An 18,428-nucleotide genomic window follows, 5' to 3' on the forward strand; every position below is an offset into this window, starting at 1 on the left:
TGGAAGCACCAAATTTGGCACTATCACTGAAGGATATGTCATCGCTGGTTGTCTGGTGGTGGGAGTTGGCGGGGTGCCACCGGGTCAGCCGCTGACCCGTCGGACGACGCGGAGGAGATACTCCCTGCGGTTGAGGGGATCATGGTCGGATCTCGGCCGGGTCGGGACCGTGTCGTGGACCGGCTGGTAGTGGTCGAAGGCGCACTCCAGCACACCCTCGCCGCTGGTCAGCGAGGGGAGCCGCCGCTCCAGCGCGTGCACCGAAGCGGCCGGGACGACACCCTCCACCAGGTACGACGAGCCGCGTGTCGCCGACGAGCGCGGTACGGCGCGCAGCCGGGCCAGCACGGGCAGCACCGAGCCGTACGCCTCCACCGGGATGTCGAGGCGGAAGTGGTGCATCGGCTCGTGCACCTTTGTCCCGGCCTGCCGCAGCGCGCTCATCAGGACCAGCGGAGTCAGGAGGCGGAAGTCCCCGGCGGTGCTCGACATGCTCTTGTCGAAGACGCCGTGCGCGCTGCTCTGTCGTGGCGCGTAGCCGGAGTGCGTCAGGGTGACCACGCAGTCGATGACCTCCCAGCCGTGGAGCCCCTGCCGAAGGGTCTCCCTGACGGTCTCCTCGACTGCCTTGATGAACGAGAACGGCATGGACCCGAGTTCGACCTCTAGCCCGAAGTCCACGCCCGTCCCGATCGGCGCCGGCTCGATGCGCAGCCCGACCGTCGCGAGGAACGGGTTGGACTCGGCGGACATGATCTCGGCGGCGGCTCCGGTGCCGACCGGCCGTTCGATGTGGATGGTCGTCGTCTCCCGGAAGGTGACGTCGATGCCGAAGTCGTTCGCCAGCGTCGCCTGGATGACCTCCTTCTGCACCTCGCCGTAGAGCGACACGGACGTCTCCTGGCGAAGATCGTCCTGCCGTAGGTCGATCAGCGGGTCCTGCTCGGCGAGCTGGGTGAGCGCGAGGTGCAGCGCGCCCTTGTCGGCGGGGCGGCAGGGGGCGACGACCGTTTCCAGAGTCGGCGGGGAGAAGTGGTGGCCGCCCGCGGACGTCGTGCGCGGCACGCCGATCGCGTCGCCGATGCGGATGTCGCCGAGCCCCCAGAGCCTGCCGATCCGCCCGGCGGCGACCGAGTCGCGCGAGACGTCCGAGCCGTGCTCGAAGACGCTGATCGCGGTGACCTTCCCCTCCTCGTCCCCGCGGAAGCGCAGCCGGTCCCGCACGCGCACCGTGCCCGCGAACAGGCGGACATAGGCGATCTTCTCCCCGGCAGGGCCACGTTCGACCTTGAAGACGGTCCCCGAGACCGGCCCGCCGGCATCGCCTTCGGCCGCGGGCAGCAGCTCGGTGATGCCGGCGATCAGCGCGTCCACGCCCGCACCGGTGATCGCCGAGCCGAAGAACACCGGATGCACCAGCGCCCGCCTGGCCTGCGCCGCCAGCTCGTCGCGCAGCCGGGGGTAGGAGAGCGCCGTCTCGTCGTCGACGTACGCGGCGAGCAACGCGTCGTCGTGGTCGGCCAGCAGGCCGAGCAGCCGGGACGTGAAACCGGCGTCGGCGGCGTCGTAGGGCACGGAACGCGCGGCGCGGGTGCCCAGTCCGTCGGCCGAGCCCATCGCGATGCTCGGCGCGGCCAGCTTCCCGGTGATGCTCCGCAGTACGTGCCCGTACCCGGCGCCGCTGCGGTCGATCTTGTTCACGAAGATGAGTGTGGGGATGCGCAGCCGCTGGAGCGTGCGCATCAGCACGCGGGTCTGCGCCTGTACGCCCTCCACGGCGGAGACGACCAGCACCGCGCCGTCGAGCACGTTCAACACTCGTTCGACCTCGGCGATGAAATCCGGATGGCCGGGTGTGTCGATCAGGTTGACCGTGACGTCGTCGATCACGAAGGAGGCGACGGCGGACTTGATGGTGATGCCGCGTTGCCGTTCCAGCGCCAGGGAGTCGGTCTGGGTGCTGCCGTCGTCGACGCTGCCGATCTCGTCGATGACACCGGCGGCGTGCAGCAGCCGCTCGGTCAGGCTCGTCTTGCCGGCGTCAACATGCGCCAGAATTCCTAGATTCAGCGTTCGCACTAAGCGTCATATCCTCGGTATTGGTGGCAATTACCTCCTGAATGGACATGAACGCAGCACGCATAATCGTGGCTCCTTAGTCGTCGTCGAACTGTCGTGGGGCAGTGAATCAGGCCGCAGCCCACGAGGCAACCGATTTACCGATCCCATCGACTGACGGCCCTGGCCTCACCTACGGGCCGGATGGCTCCCTCGCACCCGCTCCCCGTACGCCGGTGCTGGTCATCGAACAGGCACGGGCGGAACCGAAGACACACTCCGACGATTCGGCGTGACGGTGGCCGGCCACGCGCGCTGGAGTGGCGTGGGTCCACGGACGTCGGCCACCTGCGGCGGGTGGCGCCGGGGTGGCTTGCCGTACGGGACGGACTGCGGGTACGAACCAGGGTGAGCACCCACCGGGACGACTATCTGTGGGGCGGGCACTTCTGGTCGCCGTCGTACTTCGCCGCTTCCTGCGGCGGCGCACCCCTATCGATCATCGAGGAGTACATCGAGAACCAGAAACGCCCAGGCTGAGCCGCTCCCGAACGTTGCCCGTCACGACACCGCTCGGCCCTTGGCGGGCCTCCCGCGCTGCCGTTTCCTCCCGGGCGTGAACGCCCGGGGGTTCAACGACAGACCACTCTGAAGATGCGCCCGACAGTGCTCAGGGCGGTGCGCATCATGGCGACGTACCGCTGGGCCATGTCGACCAGGCGGGGCAGCAACTGGGGGGTGGTGACGGCGGCGATTCCGGCGGCGACGGCGACTCCGGCGAGGAGGCCCGCGACCCACTCGACGGTGTCCCGTGCGACCCGCAGGCTGTCCGCGGTGCTGGTGAGACGGTTGGCGAGGTCTCCCGCCTCCGGCAGGGCGCCTTCGCGGCCGGTCACGAAGGTGTGCATCGCGTCGGCCGCCGGCCCTTCGTTGAATCGCGCGAGCCGGTACGCGTTCTCACCGTCGAAGGCGAGTTGCCGGTGGTAGGCGGCGGCGGTGTCGATTTCCGTGATGTGGTCGTCGAGGAGAGCGAGGTCCGGCAGCGGAGGGACCCCGAGCAGGCCGAGGCCGGGGACGACGGCGGGGTCCGACAGCACTCTCAAGGCCGGGCCCTGACGACGTTCCTGACGTTGGCGTGCTCGGTGTTCGTGTTCCTGCCGGCCATGACGACCTGTCCGGCACCGATGTGGCGGAGGTCCTCGCCGAGCCGCTCGCAGCCGTTCAGCAGCGTGCTCCTCAGCTCCTGATAGGGATGGGCGAACTCCTCGTACGGCAACGGGAACGCATCGCCCCACCGGCTCCGCAGCCCCTCGGCGAACTCGGCGTACTCGCCGGCCAGGATCTGGAAGCGCCGGTCCGAGGTGTCGATCGCCACACCGGTATCGATCATGTCTGCCTGCCGTCCAGGTGCCGTAGCGTCTCTTCGAGTGTCGCGGTCAGTCGTTCGAAGTCACGGTTGGCGCGGATCTCCATCTCGTCCAGACGCCCGACCAGGGCCGCCGGCTCAGTTCCCGCGGCAGGAGGTTCGTCCGGGGCGACCTGACTGAGCCGATCCCGTTGCGCGGTCCGTACGGCGGACACGATGTGTTCGGCCAGCGGCTCCGAACCCAGTCGCAGCGCGCGCGGGTTCAGGCGGAGGACCGCGAGCAGCCCGTCGGCGCCTACCTCGGCACTCACCAGCCCGCCGGCGGCCTCACCGACTCCGCGGACCTCGTCCTCACCGTCAACGACGTCCACTCACAACCTCCCGGAACATGTTGCCGCAGCCTCCCATACAGTGATCAAGCAATGGCTCTCCAACTCCCAGCCGGTGCTCGCCCGAGTCCAGTTCCCCGCAGGAGACCAGGCCCGGACGGATCCGTGTGGGGCCAGGCGCTCTGATCAGCCGCAGTGCCCCCAGCGTGATTGCCACCACACATAGCCGGCGAAGCCTTTGTCGCCGTAGTGGCCCTGCCACTGGATGCATTCGCCTTTGGCTTTGATCTTCGACGGGCCGGCGTAGGTTGAGTAGTAACCAAAGTCCCAGTCGCTATGGTTGTAGCTCCTGATCCCGGTACCGACCTTCTTGCGGTCGGGCTTGTCCTTCCAGGTGACCACGCAGTTGGTGGTGCCGTTGTACATCAGGTAGATGACGGCTTTGCCCAGGTCGTGCTTGTCGACTACGCGGTAGGAGCCGCCGCCGCATGCCCCGATCGGCGACGATGCCGCCATAGCCGGGCTGCCGGTGGCGAAGGTTCCGGCAAGCGCGGCCACAGTGGCGAGCGCGAGCGCGGCTCCCTGCTTGAATCTGCGCACAGAAAATCTCCTGACGGGTAGTCGTCCGGTGGAGCGAAAGCTTCTACAGCCGCTCAGGCATGCCGGTTGGCAGGCGTCGATGAGCGCACACCCTTGTAGTCGCCATGACAGAAGGTGACCGGTTGGGCCGGATCCATCGCAGAGGTCGTCGAGTTCCACGGTCTCCGAGGGGCCACAATCGATCAACTGCGTACATGTTATACATACACGTTATGTAGTGGTCAAGAGGATGTAACCTCCTGTTCTCATCGGCGGTCGTCCTTTCGGCGCGAAACATCCGTTCGCGCAGGTGAGATCCGCTGGCCCCCGCTGCTTGAACCCGCGGAACGCCGTTCTCCTGCGGTCCCATCGCCCGGTCGTGATCGTCTCTCGCGGAGCCGGCCGCCGGGGGAGGCCCGGCTCTGGGATGGTGATCGGGTCGGAGCGCCGGCCGTACCACCACAGCCCGCACGATGTGACGATCAGTTGTGCCCGGCGGTGACGTCGAGGTCGCGCGGGACGAGCCACCAGACGGTGAGCGCGGCGACGAGCATGAGCACGCCACCGGCCAGCCCGGTCATCCCCAACGACAGGGTGAACGCCGCCCTGGCCTGCTGGGCCAGGTCCGCTCCCGCGGCTCCCGCCTGGTGGGCGACCTCGATCGCGGCGGCCAGCGACTCGCGGGCGGCCTCACCCGAGGCGGAAGACGGCAGCGCCCCCCGGTACACGGCGGCGGCGAGGCTGCCCAGCACCGCGACGCCGAGCACGCCGCCCAGCTCGTAGCCGGTCTCCTCGATCGCGGCGGCGCTGCCCGCCTTCGCCGGGGGCGCGCCTGCCATGATGACCGCCGAGGCGATCGCCAGCGAGCCCATGCCCAGCCCGGTCAGCAGCAGCGACACGGCGATCCACGGATAGGTGGCGGGTGCGGCGTACAGCACGCCGAACCCCAGCCCGGATATCGCCAGCCCGCCGGCCAGCACCGGGCGCGCCCCGAAACGCGCTGCCAGCAAGGGCGCCAGCGGCGACAGCACCAGCGCGCCCAGCGCGCTCGGCAGCAGTCGCACGCCGGTCTCCAGCGGGGAGTAGCCGTGTACGAGCTGCATCCACTGCGCCATCAGCAACATCATCGCCGCCAACCCGATGGATGTGGTCAGCGCGGTGATCGTGCCCGCGGTGAACGGCCGGCTGTGGAACAGGCGGATCTCCAGCAGCGGATCGGCCCTGTTCAGGCAGCGCCGTACGAACCAGGTGAGGGCCACCACGGCGACGGCGAGGGCGACCCACGGGCCGATGTCGGCTGGGCCGTCCTTGCCGAACTGCTTGATCGAGTAGACCAGCGCGACCATCCCGATGATCGACAGCACCGTGGCGAGGACGTCCCAGCGGCCCGGCCGTGGGCTGCGCGACTCAGGGAGCAGGAAGACACCGGCGATCACCGCCACCGCCATCACCGGAACATTCACCAGGAACGCCGCGTGCCAGCTGAAGTGCTCCAGCAGCAGCCCGCCCAGAATCGGCCCGAGCGCGCCGCCCAGGGAGGCCATCGCGGCCCAGACGCCCAGCGCGGTCGCCCGCTCCCCGGGGTCGGTGAACAGGGTGCGGATCATCGACAGCGTGGACGGCATGATCATTGCGCCGCCGACCCCGAGCAGCGCGCGCACCGCGATCACATCGCCGGATGAGCTGGTCCAGAGCACCGCGGCGGACGCCAGTCCGAACAGTGAGAAGCCGGTGAGCAGCATCTTCTTGCGGCCCCATCGGTCACCGAGCGCGCTGACCGTGACCAGCAGACCGGACAGCACCAGCGCGTAGACGTCCACCATCCACAGCAACTCGACCGAGCCGGGACGCAGGTCGGCCGAGATCGCGGGCAGGGCGACATTGAGGATGGTCATGTCCATGACCACCAGCAGCAGGCTCGCCGACAGTACCGTCAGCCCGGCCCACCGCTGCCGCCGCGAAGGACCGGTCTCCGCCGCCGGCCGGTCGGCGACGCACGTCATGCGCTTCCCGCACTCTGCGGACCGCCGCCGCTTCCCGGACCGCGCTCGCCGGCGCCGCTTTGAGTGCCGCGCTCGCCGGCGCCACGGAAGAAGGTCTCGTGCAGCACCCGGGGAAGGTCGCGCCGCGCGACGTCGCCCCGGTTCAGGCTTTCCCGTACGGCGAGCAGCAGGCCGTACACCGTGTTGCTGATCCACCGCACCGGCAGGTCGGCGCGCAGGACCCCGGCGCGCTGGGCCGCCTGGTAGAGCGCGAGCTCCCTGCCCTCCAGTTCGTCACTCCGTTCCCGCAGCTCGGGAACGGACATCCCCAGGTCGGTGAGCACGAAGCTGTACTCCTCGGCGGCGTCGATCAGGCCGCTCAGCATCTCGCTCAGAGCGGTGGTGATCACTGCTGGTTCCCCGGAGCGGACGGCCTCCTCGACTCCCGCTTTGACCTGGGCGTCTTTCCATAGATCCAGCGCGCGGTGGTTGAGTACGAGCAGCAGATCCTCTCGGCTGGTGAAGTGCCGATGCAAGGTGGCGCGGCTCACTCCGGCCGCCTCGGCGATGTCGGCGATCGACGCGGCCGGGTCGTGGTTGAGGTGCTGGATCGCGGCGACGATGATCTGATCGCGGCTCACAGCCATCAGTCAACTCCGTATCATTTGAGACATTTATGTCGCAAATGATACTTCATTGTGGATGCGTGCGGGGCTGTCAGGTGGTGGCGGCGTGCCGGAGTGCTTGCCGCCAGGGGGTTCGTTGGGCGACGTGGTGGCGTAGGGCGCGTGCTTGGCGGGGGAGGTTCCAGGTCACGGCCCCGGTGACGCGGCCGTCGGTGCTGTACAGGGCGGCGAATCGGTGGGCGGCGGTGTCGTCGGTGATGATGTGGAGTTCGGCGTCGCCGCCGGTGCGGCCGTACGCCTGGATCTTCACGTCGTACTGGTCGGTCCAGAAGTAGGGGACGGGTGCGAACGGGGTCGCCGCGCCGAGGAGGGTTCGCGCGGCGGCGGTGCCTTGGTCGGTGGCGTTCATCCGGTGTTCGACGCGCATGCGTCCGAGATGGGGATGGGGCCAGGAGGCGAGATCGCCGGCGGCGACGACGCCGGGGGCGGCCAGGCACGTCTGGTCGCATCGCACGCCGTCCGCCAGGTTCAGCCCGCTGCCGGTCAGCCAGCCGACCGCCGGTGTCGAGCCGATGGCCACCAGCACCAGATCCGCTGTGACGTGACCGCCGTCGTCCAGGTCCAGGCCGGTCACCCGGCCGTCGCGGCTGGTCAATCGGGTCACGGCAGTGCCGGAGCGGACCTGTACGCCGTGCTGGGTGTGCAACTCGGCGCACAGCTGCGCGACATGGTCGCCGAATTGACGGATCAGCGGGTTGGGCAGTGGATCGATCAAGGTGACGTCCAGGCCGAGTTCGCGGGCGACCGCGGCGACCTCCGATCCGAGGAAGCCGGCGCCGACGATGGCCACCGAGGTGGCGGCGAGGAGCCCGTCTCGCAGGGTGAGGGCGTCGTCGAGGGTGCGCAGCAGATGCACGCCGCCGAGTTCGTGTCCTGTGGGCAGTCGCCGGGGGGTGACTCCGGCGGCGATCACCAGCCCGTCGTAGGGCAGCACGGTGCCGTCGGCGAGGGCGAGTTCACGGGCGTCGGTGTCCAGGGCGACGGCGGCGACGCCGAGCAGCCAGTCCGCGCCCAGAGCGGTGAGGGCGTCGGGGCGGCGCAGCGTCACGCGGTCGGGTCGCCACGTGCCGCGCAGGATCTGCTTGGACAGCGGCGGCCGGTCGTAGGGCGGTCGCGACTCGGCGCCGACGATGGTCAAGGTGCCGGTGAAGCCGTTGTGGCGCAGGGCCTCCGCGGCGGTCAGTCCCGCCGCGGAAGCACCTACGACAACGATGCGAGAGGGTGTGGTCACGACTGGGTCAATGTGATCGCCAGGGCCGGGCAGATCCGCGCGGCCTCACGGACATCCTCGTGCCGCAGGGGGTCCGGGCTGTCGCTCAGCAGCACGACGATGCCGTCGGTGTCGCGCTGGTCGAACACCTCAGGGGCGATGAGCACGCACTGCCCCGAACCGGTGCACGCGTCCTGGTCGACGGTGACCTTCATGCGCTTTCTCCTTTCGTGTTCTACCAGGTGACGGGCAGGTCGCGGAGTCCGTAGAAGACCGCGTTGGGTTTGAAGGTCAGGTCCTCCTGCGGTACGGCCGGCGCCAGCGTGGGGATGCGCCGGAAGAGTGTGCCGAAGACGACCTGGAGTTCCACGCGCGCCAGCGGCTGGCCCAGACACTGGTGGGCGCCGTAGCCGAAGGCGACATGGTGGCGGGCATTGCGGTGCACATCGAGCGCGTCGGGGTCGGAGAAGGCGGCGGGGTCGCGGTTGGCGGTGCTCTTCACCGCGATGATGCCCTCGCCCTTGCGAATCGGCTGCCCGCCGATCACGAGATCCTCGCGTGCGACGCGGCGGGCCTCGGTGTGGGTGATGGACAGGTAGCGCAGGAGTTCCTCGACGGCCCCCGCCACCACGGCGGGGTCGCCGGCGTCGCGGATCGCGCTCAGCTGCCGCGGGTGTGCCAGCAGTACGGCCGTGCCCAGCGCGATCATGTTCGCGGTGGTGTCGTGCCCGGCCACCAGCAGGAGCTGACCCATCGTGGCGATCTCGCGCCTGGTCATCGCGCCGGTGCGGTACTGCTCGACGGCCAGCCTGCTCAGCACGTCGTCGCCCGGCTCCGCGCTCTTGCGGTCCACCAGCTCCTCCAGATAGGCGTTCAGCTCCTCGCTGGCGGCCATGGCGTGCGCGGGATCGCCCTCGTCCATGACGAGCTCGCCGGCCACCCGCTGGAAGAAGGCGCGGTCGGCGTACGGCACGCCCAGCAGTTCGCAGATCACCAGCGAGGGCACCGGGAGCGCGAACGCCTCCACCAGGTCGGCCGGGTTCGGGCCGGCGAGCAGGTCGTCGATGAGGCCGTCGACGATCCGCTGAATCGTGGGCCGCAACGCCTCGATCTTCTTGACCATGAAGTCCGCGGTCAGCCGTCGCCGGTGGGTGGTGTGCTCCGGCGCGTCCATCTGCATCAGCGTCTTCATCTGCGCGTCGCGCGCCTTGCTCACCGCGTTGGTGTGCGGGAAGCCCGGTTCGGCGACGTCGACGCTGATGCGCGCATCGGTGAGCAGCGCCCGTACATCGGCATAGCGAGTGACCATCCACGCGGAGCTGCCATCCCAGAGCCGCACCCGCGACACCGGCTCCTGCTCGCTGCGACGGCTCAGCTCCGGCGGCGGATCGAACGGACACCCCGCCGCACGGGGCATCGGGAACATCAGTGCCTGTGACAGGGCCTCAGTCAAGACATCTCCTTCGCATCGAACACGGTCATGGTTGAACTCGGGCAGGTTGCCGAGCAGACGATCGAAGCCCCACCCGTTGAGAGTCACGAGCGGGGGTGGTCGGCCGGTGCCGTACGGCCTGCACGATCCGCTGCGCGGGCGGTGACGGCGCCGATCGCGCAGATGGCCGCGAATCCGAACAGCGTGTATCGGGCCGAGTCGAGCATCGAGGGGCCGCCCAGGTTGACCAGGACGCCGGCGACCGCGGTGCCGAACGCGATCGACAGGCTCGTCACCGTGGCGATGGCGGCGGCCGCCCGCCGTCCTTCCTCCGGATCCTGGGTGCTGGACATCACGGCCACGGCCAGGTGCGGATAGGCCAGCCCGATGCCGGCACCCGCGACGCACAAGACCGGCACCCAGACGAGCACCAGCCAGGTCGGCGCGTCCTGGCGCTGCAGCAGCCCCTGGACGAGGAAGCCGAACGCCAGCAGCAGCGGGCCGATGATCCGCAACCGGCGTATCGTGCGCTCCTTGACCGCCGAGGAGCTGACGAGCTGGGTCGCCGACCACCCCAGCGAGATGGCCGCCCCGAAGAAGCCGGCCACGGCCGGGGCCAGCCCGCCCAGCCGCTGACCGAACAGCGGCACGAACGACTCCACCGCGACGCCGAACGCCAGCAGCGCCAGCGTCAGGTACACCCACTTCAGCGGCGAACCCGGCCGGTACGTCGTACTCGGGAAGACCCGCAGCTCACTACGCCGCTCGTAGGCGACGAACCCGGCCACCAGCAGCAGCGCCACCACGATGCCGGCCGCCATGGCCACGGCGTCGGACAGCACCCCCGCCAGGCTGACCGCCGCCGTGGCCGCCGTGACCAGCAGCAGCGACACAACAGGGACCGGTGCCCGTGCATCGCTGCGTTCGCCACGCGGCAGCACCCGGGGCACGAGCAGCCCGCACACCGCCGCGATCACCGCCATCACCACGAACGCCGGCCGCCACGCGCCGAACTGGGCGAACAGGCCGCCGATCGCCGGACCGACGAAGTTGCCGACGCCGTACATCGCCGACATCAGCGCATTGCCGCGCGTCCACAGCCGCTGCGGCAGGGCCGACCGAATGGCGGCGAAGCCCAGCCCGGACAGCAACCCCGCCCCCAGCCCCTGGACGGCACGGCCGGCCAGCAGCGCCGGCATCACCGGACTCACCGCGCAGACCAGCGAGCCCACCAGGAACACGCCGAAGCCGAGCAGGTAGGCGCCGACGTTGCCCCAGCGGCCCAGGAGGCGGCTGACCAGCATCGTCGCGATCACCATGGCGACCAGGTAGATCGTCATGCTCCACGCGTAGAAGCCGGTGCCGCCGATGTCGGCCACCACGGTCGGCAGCAGGCTGGAGGCCAGATAGATGTTGACCGCGCCGACCAGCACCCCGATGGCCAGCACGATCGCCGCGCCGGCGTGCTCCGGGCCCAGCAGCTCCCGCCACGAGGGCGGGGCGGGAACCGAGTCGGTGCTCACGCCGTCACCGCCATCCGCCTGCCGGACGCGGTGCGCTCCGCGAGACCGGACCCGCCCGCGATGGTTGTGGAGCCTTCTGACGCACCGGTCGCGCCGGCGCGGCGCCGCAGACCACAGGTCTCAGCGGCAGGCTCCGCGCCGAGTTGCTCGTTGTCACAAACACTCATGACGTAAAGCCTGTCGTTGAACAAGTCCCGGAAACTTTCGCCTCCTGGCACGCCTCTTGCCAGAGGGCGGCAGGCGGAAAGTCTCAAACGGGGGTGGAATCCCGCCTGGCTCGTCCGCCAGGCACTCGCGCCTGCCATCGCCAAGGCGCCGCAAGATCACCATTCGGCTGTTCGTCGACGCCCGGAGATCCCGTCGGACCACCGAAGAGCGGCCAGGCGCCGGGTTGCCGTGGGACGCTCCCGGTCACCTGCCGCCTGATCTCCTCCTCGATTCGCCGCAGGACGCGGCCGGCGCGCGGAGCGCGGGTGCAACCGAAGGCGCACTCGTTTCGCCGCAGGACGCGGCTGGCACGGGCGAAACCGACGACGTACTCGATTCGCCGCAGGACGCGGCTGGCACGGGCGAAACCGACGACGTACTCGATTCGCCGCAGGGCACGGCTGGCACGGGCGAAACCGAAGGCGCACTCGATTCGCCGCAGAACGCGGCCGGCGCGCGCAGTACGGGCAAAACCGAAGACGCACTCCGGCGATTCGGCGTAACGGTGATCAGCCACGCGCGCTGGAGTGCCGTGGGCCCACGGACGCCGGCCACCTGTGGCGGGTGGCGCCGCGTTGGCTTGCCGTACGGCCCCAAGCCGGTGAAGCCGGCTGATGTGGCGCTGATCAGAGGCCGAGGGTGGTGGAGAGGTCGTCGCTGATGGCGGTGAGGGCCTGGGCGGCCTGGGCGCGGGCCGCCTGGGGGTCGGTGACGGGGACGACGACCTCCAGGTAGCACTTGAGTTTGGGCTCGGTGCCGCTGGGGCGGATGACGACGCGGGCGTCGTCGGCGAGGTGGTAGCGGAGGCCGTCGGTGGGGGGCAGGCCGGGGGAGCCGGTGGCGAGGTCGTCGGCGGACTCGACGCGGTGGCCGCCGAGGGTGGCCGGCGGGGTGGCGCGCAGGCGGGCCATCGCGGCGGTGATCAGGGAGAGGTCGTCGACGCGGACCGAGAGCTGGCTGGTGGCGTGCAGGCCGTACCGTCTGGCCTGGTCGTCGAGGAGGTCCTGGAGGGTTCTGCCGTCGCGTTTGGCGGCGGCGGCCAGGCCCGCGACGGTGAGGGCGGCGCCGATGCCGTCCTTGTCGTGGACGGGGAGGCCGTCCGATCCGCCGACGCTGTAGCCGAGCGCCTCCTCGTAGCCGTAGATCAGTCCGGGCCCGGCCTTCATGATCCATTTGAAGCCGGTGAGGGTCTCGGCGTAGCCCGCTCCGTGCGCGGCGGCGATCTTGGCGAGCAGGGCGGAGGACACGATGGTGGTGGCGACCAGACGTCCGGGGCCCGTGGTGGCGGTGAGGATGTGCTCGGCCAGCAGGCCGCCCAGCTCGTCGCCGGTGAGCATCCGGAAGCCGCCGGGGACCGGCACGCCGACCGCGCACCGGTCGGCGTCGGGGTCGTTGGCCAGGACAAGGTCGGCGTCGATCCGCCCGGCCAGCTCCAGCGCCAGATCCATCGCGCCCGGTTCCTCCGGGTTCGGGAAGGGGACCGTGGGGAAGTCGGGATCCGGGTCGCGCTGGGCCGCCACCATGTACGGCGCGGCGAACCCGGCCCGTTCGAACGCCGTCGTCAGGGTGGCCGCGCCCACCCCGTGCAGCGGCGTGTAGGCGACCCGCAGCTCGCGGGCGTCCCCGATCGGGAGCCCGGTCACCGCCTCCAGGTAGGCGTCCACGATGTCCTCGCCGAGCGTGGCCCAGGTGTCGCCGAGGGGTAGCTCGGTGACCTTGGGGGCCGCGTCGATCGCCGCCGAGATGTCGGCGTCGATCGGCGGGACGATCTGGGAGCCGTCGTTCCAGTAGACCTTGTAGCCGTTGTCCCTGGGCGGGTTGTGGCTCGCCGTCACGGTCACGCCCGCGTCCGCGCCCAGCCGGCGTACGGCGAAGGCCAGGACGGGGGTCGGCAGCGGCCGGGGGAGCAGCGAGGCCCGCAGACCGGCGCCGGTGAGGACGTCGGCGGTGTCGCGGGCGAAGACGTCGGAGTTGTGCCGGGCGTCGTAGCCGATGACGACGTGCCCGCCGGGGCCCAGCACGGCGGCGAGCCCGGCGGCGGCGCGCAGCACGGTGACCCGGTTCATCCGGTTGGGGCCCGCGCCCAGCTCGCCGCGCAGGCCGGCCGTGCCGAACTCCAGCTTGGCGCCGAACCGGTCGGCCAGCTCGCCGAGGTCGCCCGCGGCGAGGAGCTTGCGCAGCTCGTCACGGGTCTCCGGGTCCGGGTCCTGGGCCAGCCACTCCTCGGCCTGCCGTACCAGATCGTGCACGATCGCTCCCTAGAGCTTGTCGACCACGTTCGCGAGGAGGACGCCCATCCGCGCGGCGGTCGCGCGGCCGACCTCCAGCACCTCCTGGTGGTTGAGCGGCTCGCCGACGAGCCCGGCGCCCGGGTTGGTGACCAGGGACAGGCCGAGAACCTCGGCGCCGCCCTCGCGGGCCGCGATGGCTTCGAGCACGGTGGACATGCCGACCATGTCGCCCCCGAGGATCCTGCTCATCCGCACCTCGGCCGGCGTCTCGTAGGTGGGGCCGCGGAAGGCGACGTAGACGCCCTCGGCGAGCGACGGGTCCACTTCGCGGGCGAGGTCGCGCAGGCGCGGGGTGTAGGTGTCGGTCATGTCGACGAACCGGGCGCCGGTGAGCGGGTGCGCGCCGGTGAGGTTGATGTGGTCGCTGATCAGGACCGGCTCACCGACCTTCTGGTGCTCGGGACGCAGGCCGCCGGCGGCGTTCGTCAGCACGACGGTGGACACGCCCGCGGCGATGGCCGTGCGGACGCCGTGGACGACCGGCTCCACGCCCAGGCCCTCGTAGAGGTGGGTGCGGCCCAGGAAGATCAGGACGTTGCGGCCCGAGGCGGTGGTCACGGCGCGGATCCGGCCGGCGTGCCCGGCCACGGCGGGCGGGGCGAAGCCCGGCAGGTCGGTGACCGGGATCTCGGCGACGGTCGTCCCGATGGCGTCGGCGGCCGGCACCCAGCCCGACCCCATGACGAGGGCGACGTCGAAGGACTCGACACCGGCGGTGCTCTTCAGCGCGGCTGCCGCTGTTGCGGCGAGCGCATAGGGGTCATTGCTCACAATTGATGAGGCTACCGGTCAGTCGCCCAACGATCGGCAGGGTCGGCCGCGCAGATATTCGACGTAGTCGTCGGGGGCGCCGGCGCGCTCGGCCGCGTCGGAGACGATGCCCAGGTAGCGGGCCGCGGGCAGGCCGCCCTCGTAGTCGTCGAGGACGTAGAACCAGGCGACGACCTCGCCCTCCAGCGTCTGCACACGCAGGCGGACCTTGCGGTAGAGGCCGAGGGCGGCGCCCTCCCACTGGTCGAGGGAGCTCTCGTCCCACTCGGGCACGTCGTACAGCACGACGAAGACCTCGGCCTCGTCGTCTTCCACGACGGTGGCGAGCGCGCCCTCCCAGCCGACGTCCTCACCGCCGAACGTCATGCGCCAGCCCTGCAGCCAACCCGTGCCCCGCATGGGGGAGTGAGGGGCCCGCTGGGCCATCTGCTTTGGGTCCATGTTGCTGCCGTAGGCGGCGTAAACAGGCACGGTATACAAGGGTAATCCAAGATCAGCCGACCGACACGCAAGGCCGGGCGCACTCGGCGGCCGTGTTGGGATGGTACGCGAGGTGGTGGTGGGGAAGGTGGTGATGAAGTGCCGAGCGGCGGGCGGTTTTGACCCGATCGGTGAGATGGTTCGTGGATGCGGGAGAATGGTGACGTGACGAGGATCGTGATCATTGGTGGCGGGCCAGGCGGCTACGAAGCGGCGCTGGTTGCCGCGCAACTGGGGGCCCAGGTCACGGTGGTGGAGCAGGACGGGCTGGGCGGCGCGTGCGTGCTCACCGACTGCGTGCCGTCCAAGACGCTGATCGCGACGTCGGTGCGTAAGCAGGCGTTGCTCGACGCGGCGTCCCTGGGAGTCCACTTCACCGGTGGTCCCGACGGCGACGTGGGCGGGGTGAAGGTCGATCTGCCGCTGGTCAACAAGCGGGTGAAGGAGCTGGCCCAGGCCCAGTCGGCCGACACCGCGGCACGGGTCCTCGCGGAGGGCGTGGAGATGGTGCGCGCCCATGGCCGGTTGGTGGATCCGCAGGTGGTCAGGGCGGGCGACCGGACGATCAGGGCCGATGTGGTGATCGTCGCCACGGGGGCGACACCGCGCGTGCTGCCGGGCGCCGAGCCGGACGGCGAGCGCGTCCTCAACTGGCGGCAGCTCTACGATCTGCCCGAGTTGCCCGAGCACCTCATCGTGGTCGGCTCGGGGGTGACCGGCGCCGAGTTCGCCGGCGCGTACCGCTCACTCGGCTCGCAGGTGACGCTGGTCTCCAGCCGTGACCGGATGATGCCCAACGAGGACGCCGACGCGGCCGAGGTGCTCGAAGAGGTCTATCGCCGCCGTGGCATGAACGTCATGGGCCGTTCCCGCGCCTCCTCGGTCAAGCGCACCGACGACGGCGTGATCGTCACCCTGGAGGACGGGCGCACCGCGGAGGGCAGCCACTGCCTGATGACGGTCGGCATGGTGCCCAACACCGGCGGCCTGGGCCTGGAGGAGGCGGGCGTCACTCTCGACAAGAACGGGTTCGTCCAGGTCGACAAGGTCTCGCGCACGTCGGCCCCCGGCGTCTACGCGGCGGGCGACTGCACCGGCGTCCTGATGCTGGCCTCGGTGGCCGCCATGCAGGGCCGGATCGCGGTCTGGCACGCGCTCGGCGAGGCCGTCCAGCCGCTGCGCCGGGCGACCGTCGCCGCCACCATCTTCAGCGACCCGGAGATCGCCACGGTCGGCATCGCGCAGCGGCAGATCGAGGCCGGCGAGATCGAGGCCAACGTGGTGAAGCTCCCGCTGGCCACCAACGCGCGGGCCAAGATGCAGGGCTTCAACGACGGCTTCGTCAAGCTCTTCTGCCGTCCCCACACCGGCATCATCCTGGGGGGAGTCGTCGTCGCGCCGCGTGCCTCCGAGTTGATCCTCGGCGTGTCGGTCGCGGTGCAGCAGCGGCTGACCGTGGACCAGATCGCGCACACCTTCGCGGTCTACCCGTCGCTGTCGGGCTCGGTCACCGAGGCGGCCCGTCGGCTCATGCAGCCGATGACCAACAGCGGCATCTGAACCAGCCCGTGTCGCACCAACGCGTCTGAACAGCGAAGAACCCCGGTGGGCCAAGGCCCGCCGGGGTTCGCCGTCAGAAACCGGTTTACCAGTCGCCGCCGCCGAAGTCTCCGCCACCGAAGTCGCCGAAACCTCCGCCGCCGCCGCCGAAGTCACCGAAGTCGCCGCCGCCCGCGTCGCCGCCCATGTCGGCCATGCCCTGGTCGTAACCCATGCCGCCGAAGCCGCCACTCATCATGCTGCCCATCATCGTGCCGATCAGCATCATGCTCATGACGTCGCCGAAGCCGCCGTAGTAGCCGTAGGCGTAGGGCTGGTAGGCCGGGCCCGCGTCGTAGTAGGGCCTGCGCTCACCGTTGACCATGACCTCGCGCATCTGCGGGTCGTGGCCGCTCTCCACCGAGTGGGCGTCCGCCGCGCAGGCGGGCACCTCGCGGGGAGCGCCGCCGGGCGGTGACCAGCGCACGTCGCGGATCGAGGGCCCGTGCTGCGGGTTGAAGAAGCAGGGCGCCCGCCGCTCGGGGACCGGCTGCTCGTTGACCTTGGCCTTCACCACGGCCAGGGCGTAACGGCCGTCTTCGAGCGTCGTGGTGACGTTGCGCACGTCGTCGGGACGCTTGACCGCGTTGAGCTCGGTCTTGGCCTTCTCGTAGGAGTCGAGCGCCTGCTGCCATTCGGTGAGGTGCCCGCCTCCCTCGCCGAGCATCTTGACGTCGGTGTCGAGCGAGGTGATCTCCTCGCCGAACATCGTGACGTCCTCCTCCACGGTCTGCTTGACCGCGGCGAGCTCGGCCGCCTCGCGCACCTCGCGCTGCTTCTTCTTCTTGCGCGAGTAGAGGAAGAGGCCGCCGCCGCCCGCGAGGGCGAGCACCAGGATGCCGACCAGCACACCCGCGCTGGAGCCCGAGCCGCCGGCCTGGCTGCCGGTCTTCAGCGCGCCCCGGCTGTCGCCGGAGGTGGCCTTGTCGATCCGGTTGGCGAAGTCCTGGGTGACCGCGACCACATCCTGGTTGCTGGACGTGGAGAGGTTGGCGATCCGCCCGGCCGCGCCGCTCTTCAGCGCGCCGGACGCGGCGAACAGGGTGGTGCCGTCGAGGACGGCCACGGTCGCGTCCGGCCTGCCGGCGCCCGCGAGTGCGGTGCCGAGCGAGGTGATGTACGCGGCAACCTGGTCGTTGGGCACGGTCCCGTCAGGGAGCGCGACCATATAGATCTTGGATTTGGCGTCCTTGAGCGCAGTGCGGACCTCAGTCTGCTGACTGGCGCTCAGTGACGCTCCGTCCTGCACGAAGAGCGGGTCTTCGCCCTTCCAGGACGAGAGCACGGTATTGGCGTCGGGTGGTGCCGCGGCACTCGCGGCGGGCGCCAGCGCGAGTATCGCGAAAAGCCCGGCGAGCAGCGCGACAAGCGCTGTGCCCGCACGGCGAACCGGGTGGGTCATGTTCACGGCAGCAAGCCTCCTTCGCCCTTCAGGACGAACGGGCGATCGTCAGAGTTCCCTCACCCCGACCGTATCTCTAGTTTTCACGATCAGGCGTCCTTGATTTCGCAGATCGCGGCCCCGGCCGTGACGGTCTGGCCGATCCGCGCGTCGAGCCCGGCGACGACGCCGTCCTTGTGCGCGCTGAGCGGCTGTTCCATCTTCATCGCCTCCAGCACCACGACCGGGTCGCCGGCCGCCACCGTGTCGCCGTCCCGGGCGACGACCTTGACGATGGTCCCCTGCATCGGGCTGACCAGCGAGTCTCCGCCCGTGGCCGCCTTCGTCGCACCCCGGCCCGCCCGCTTGGGAGCCCGCGCCGAGGCCGTACGGCCCGCCGTGCCGAGGCCGGCGGGCAGGACGACCTCCAGCCGTTTGCCGCCCACCTCGACCGTGATGTGCTCACGCCCGGCCGGCTCCCCCTCCGCAACCGCCGCCGCAGCCCCCGCATACGGCTCGATCACCCCCGCGAAC

19 protein-coding genes are annotated in these 18,428 nt (G+C 70.4%); 2 read left to right on the forward strand and 17 right to left on the reverse strand.

What is annotated here, in order from left to right; translation table 11 throughout:
• Nucleotides 1-84 precede the first annotated feature (84 nt).
• On the reverse strand, nt 85-2,079 hold the full coding sequence (locus tag MBA17_RS46715; protein WP_238505379.1) for a GTP-binding protein: 1,995 nt from the start codon (nt 2,077-2,079) through the stop codon (nt 85-87).
• A gap of 183 nt (nt 2,080-2,262) precedes the next feature.
• On the opposite strand from MBA17_RS46715, the gene MBA17_RS50090 reads away from it, so the two are divergent.
• The gene (locus MBA17_RS50090; protein WP_274386994.1) at nt 2,263-2,598 is read left to right on the forward strand and encodes a transposase; all 336 of its coding nucleotides are present in this window, start codon (nt 2,263-2,265) and stop codon (nt 2,596-2,598) included.
• Between the two features lie 92 nt (nt 2,599-2,690).
• On the opposite strand, the gene MBA17_RS46725 is transcribed toward MBA17_RS50090, so the two are convergent.
• The 14 genes from MBA17_RS46725 to MBA17_RS46790 form a co-directional block, all read right to left on the reverse strand.
• Nucleotides 2,691-3,161, reverse strand: a complete 471-nt coding sequence (locus MBA17_RS46725) for a hypothetical protein (RefSeq protein ID WP_238505386.1) — start codon at nt 3,159-3,161, stop codon at nt 2,691-2,693.
• On the reverse strand, nt 3,158-3,448 hold the full coding sequence (locus MBA17_RS46730; protein ID WP_238505387.1) for a hypothetical protein: 291 nt from the start codon (nt 3,446-3,448) through the stop codon (nt 3,158-3,160). Before MBA17_RS46730 ends, MBA17_RS46725 begins: the two co-directional genes overlap by 4 nt.
• Complete coding sequence (locus MBA17_RS46735; protein WP_238505388.1) at nt 3,445-3,795, reverse strand: YbaB/EbfC family nucleoid-associated protein; 351 nt, start codon at nt 3,793-3,795, stop codon at nt 3,445-3,447. Before MBA17_RS46735 ends, MBA17_RS46730 begins: the two co-directional genes overlap by 4 nt.
• 144 nt (nt 3,796-3,939) lie before the next feature.
• Nucleotides 3,940-4,353: a spore-associated protein A gene (locus MBA17_RS46740; protein WP_238505389.1), complete on the reverse strand. Its 414-nt coding sequence runs from the start codon at nt 4,351-4,353 to the stop codon at nt 3,940-3,942.
• A gap of 461 nt (nt 4,354-4,814) precedes the next feature.
• On the reverse strand, nt 4,815-6,335 hold the full coding sequence (locus MBA17_RS46745) for an MFS transporter (RefSeq protein WP_238505390.1): 1,521 nt from the start codon (nt 6,333-6,335) through the stop codon (nt 4,815-4,817).
• Nucleotides 6,332-6,961, reverse strand: coding sequence for a TetR/AcrR family transcriptional regulator (locus MBA17_RS46750; protein ID WP_238505391.1), 630 nt, complete (start codon nt 6,959-6,961; stop codon nt 6,332-6,334). The genes MBA17_RS46745 and MBA17_RS46750 overlap by 4 nt, the downstream gene beginning before the upstream one ends.
• 70 nt (nt 6,962-7,031) lie before the next feature.
• Complete coding sequence (locus MBA17_RS46755; protein ID WP_238505392.1) at nt 7,032-8,231, reverse strand: NAD(P)/FAD-dependent oxidoreductase; 1,200 nt, start codon at nt 8,229-8,231, stop codon at nt 7,032-7,034.
• The gene (locus MBA17_RS46760; protein WP_238505393.1) at nt 8,228-8,425 is read right to left on the reverse strand and encodes a ferredoxin; all 198 of its coding nucleotides are present in this window, start codon (nt 8,423-8,425) and stop codon (nt 8,228-8,230) included. The genes MBA17_RS46755 and MBA17_RS46760 overlap by 4 nt, the downstream gene beginning before the upstream one ends.
• Nucleotides 8,426-8,445: 20 nt before the next feature.
• A complete protein-coding gene (locus tag MBA17_RS46765; RefSeq protein ID WP_238505394.1) occupies nt 8,446-9,663 on the reverse strand; it encodes a cytochrome P450 in 1,218 nt (405 codons plus the stop codon).
• Nucleotides 9,664-9,746: 83 nt separating this feature from the next.
• Entirely contained in the window at nt 9,747-11,165 is a 1,419-nt protein-coding gene (locus MBA17_RS46770; RefSeq protein ID WP_238505395.1) for an MFS transporter, read from the reverse strand.
• The gene (locus tag MBA17_RS46775) at nt 11,162-11,332 is read right to left on the reverse strand and encodes a hypothetical protein (RefSeq protein ID WP_238505396.1); all 171 of its coding nucleotides are present in this window, start codon (nt 11,330-11,332) and stop codon (nt 11,162-11,164) included. Before MBA17_RS46775 ends, MBA17_RS46770 begins: the two co-directional genes overlap by 4 nt.
• Before the next feature lie 666 nt (nt 11,333-11,998).
• Nucleotides 11,999-13,624 carry a phospho-sugar mutase gene (locus MBA17_RS46780; protein WP_455432987.1) on the reverse strand — a complete coding sequence of 542 codons (1,626 nt, stop codon included), beginning with the start codon at nt 13,622-13,624 and terminating at the stop codon, nt 11,999-12,001.
• 6 nt (nt 13,625-13,630) lie between these two features.
• The gene (locus MBA17_RS46785; protein ID WP_238505398.1) at nt 13,631-14,434 is read right to left on the reverse strand and encodes a purine-nucleoside phosphorylase; all 804 of its coding nucleotides are present in this window, start codon (nt 14,432-14,434) and stop codon (nt 13,631-13,633) included.
• Nucleotides 14,435-14,452: 18 nt separating this feature from the next.
• Nucleotides 14,453-14,905 (reverse strand): gamma-glutamylcyclotransferase family protein, encoded by a 453-nt coding sequence (locus MBA17_RS46790; protein ID WP_238505399.1) that lies wholly within the window; start codon nt 14,903-14,905, stop codon nt 14,453-14,455.
• Nucleotides 14,906-15,079: 174 nt separating this feature from the next.
• Between MBA17_RS46790 and MBA17_RS46795 the strand changes: the two genes are divergently transcribed.
• Entirely contained in the window at nt 15,080-16,474 is a 1,395-nt protein-coding gene (locus MBA17_RS46795) for an NAD(P)H-quinone dehydrogenase (protein ID WP_238505400.1), read from the forward strand.
• An 85-nt stretch (nt 16,475-16,559) separates the two neighbouring features.
• Here MBA17_RS46795 and MBA17_RS46800 read toward each other — a convergent pair whose 3' ends face one another.
• Both MBA17_RS46800 and MBA17_RS46805 read right to left on the reverse strand, forming a co-directional pair.
• On the reverse strand, nt 16,560-17,915 hold the full coding sequence (locus MBA17_RS46800) for an LPXTG cell wall anchor domain-containing protein (protein WP_238505403.1): 1,356 nt from the start codon (nt 17,913-17,915) through the stop codon (nt 16,560-16,562).
• 89 nt (nt 17,916-18,004) lie between these two features.
• Nucleotides 18,005-18,428, reverse strand: a 424-nt coding sequence (locus MBA17_RS46805; RefSeq protein WP_455432986.1) for a biotin/lipoyl-containing protein, incomplete at its 5' end; no start/stop codon positions are given.

Source organism: Dolomitihabitans soli (assembly GCF_022213955.1).
In the GTDB taxonomy this organism is placed as follows: Bacteria; Actinomycetota; Actinomycetes; order Streptosporangiales; family Streptosporangiaceae; genus Streptosporangium_A; species Streptosporangium_A soli.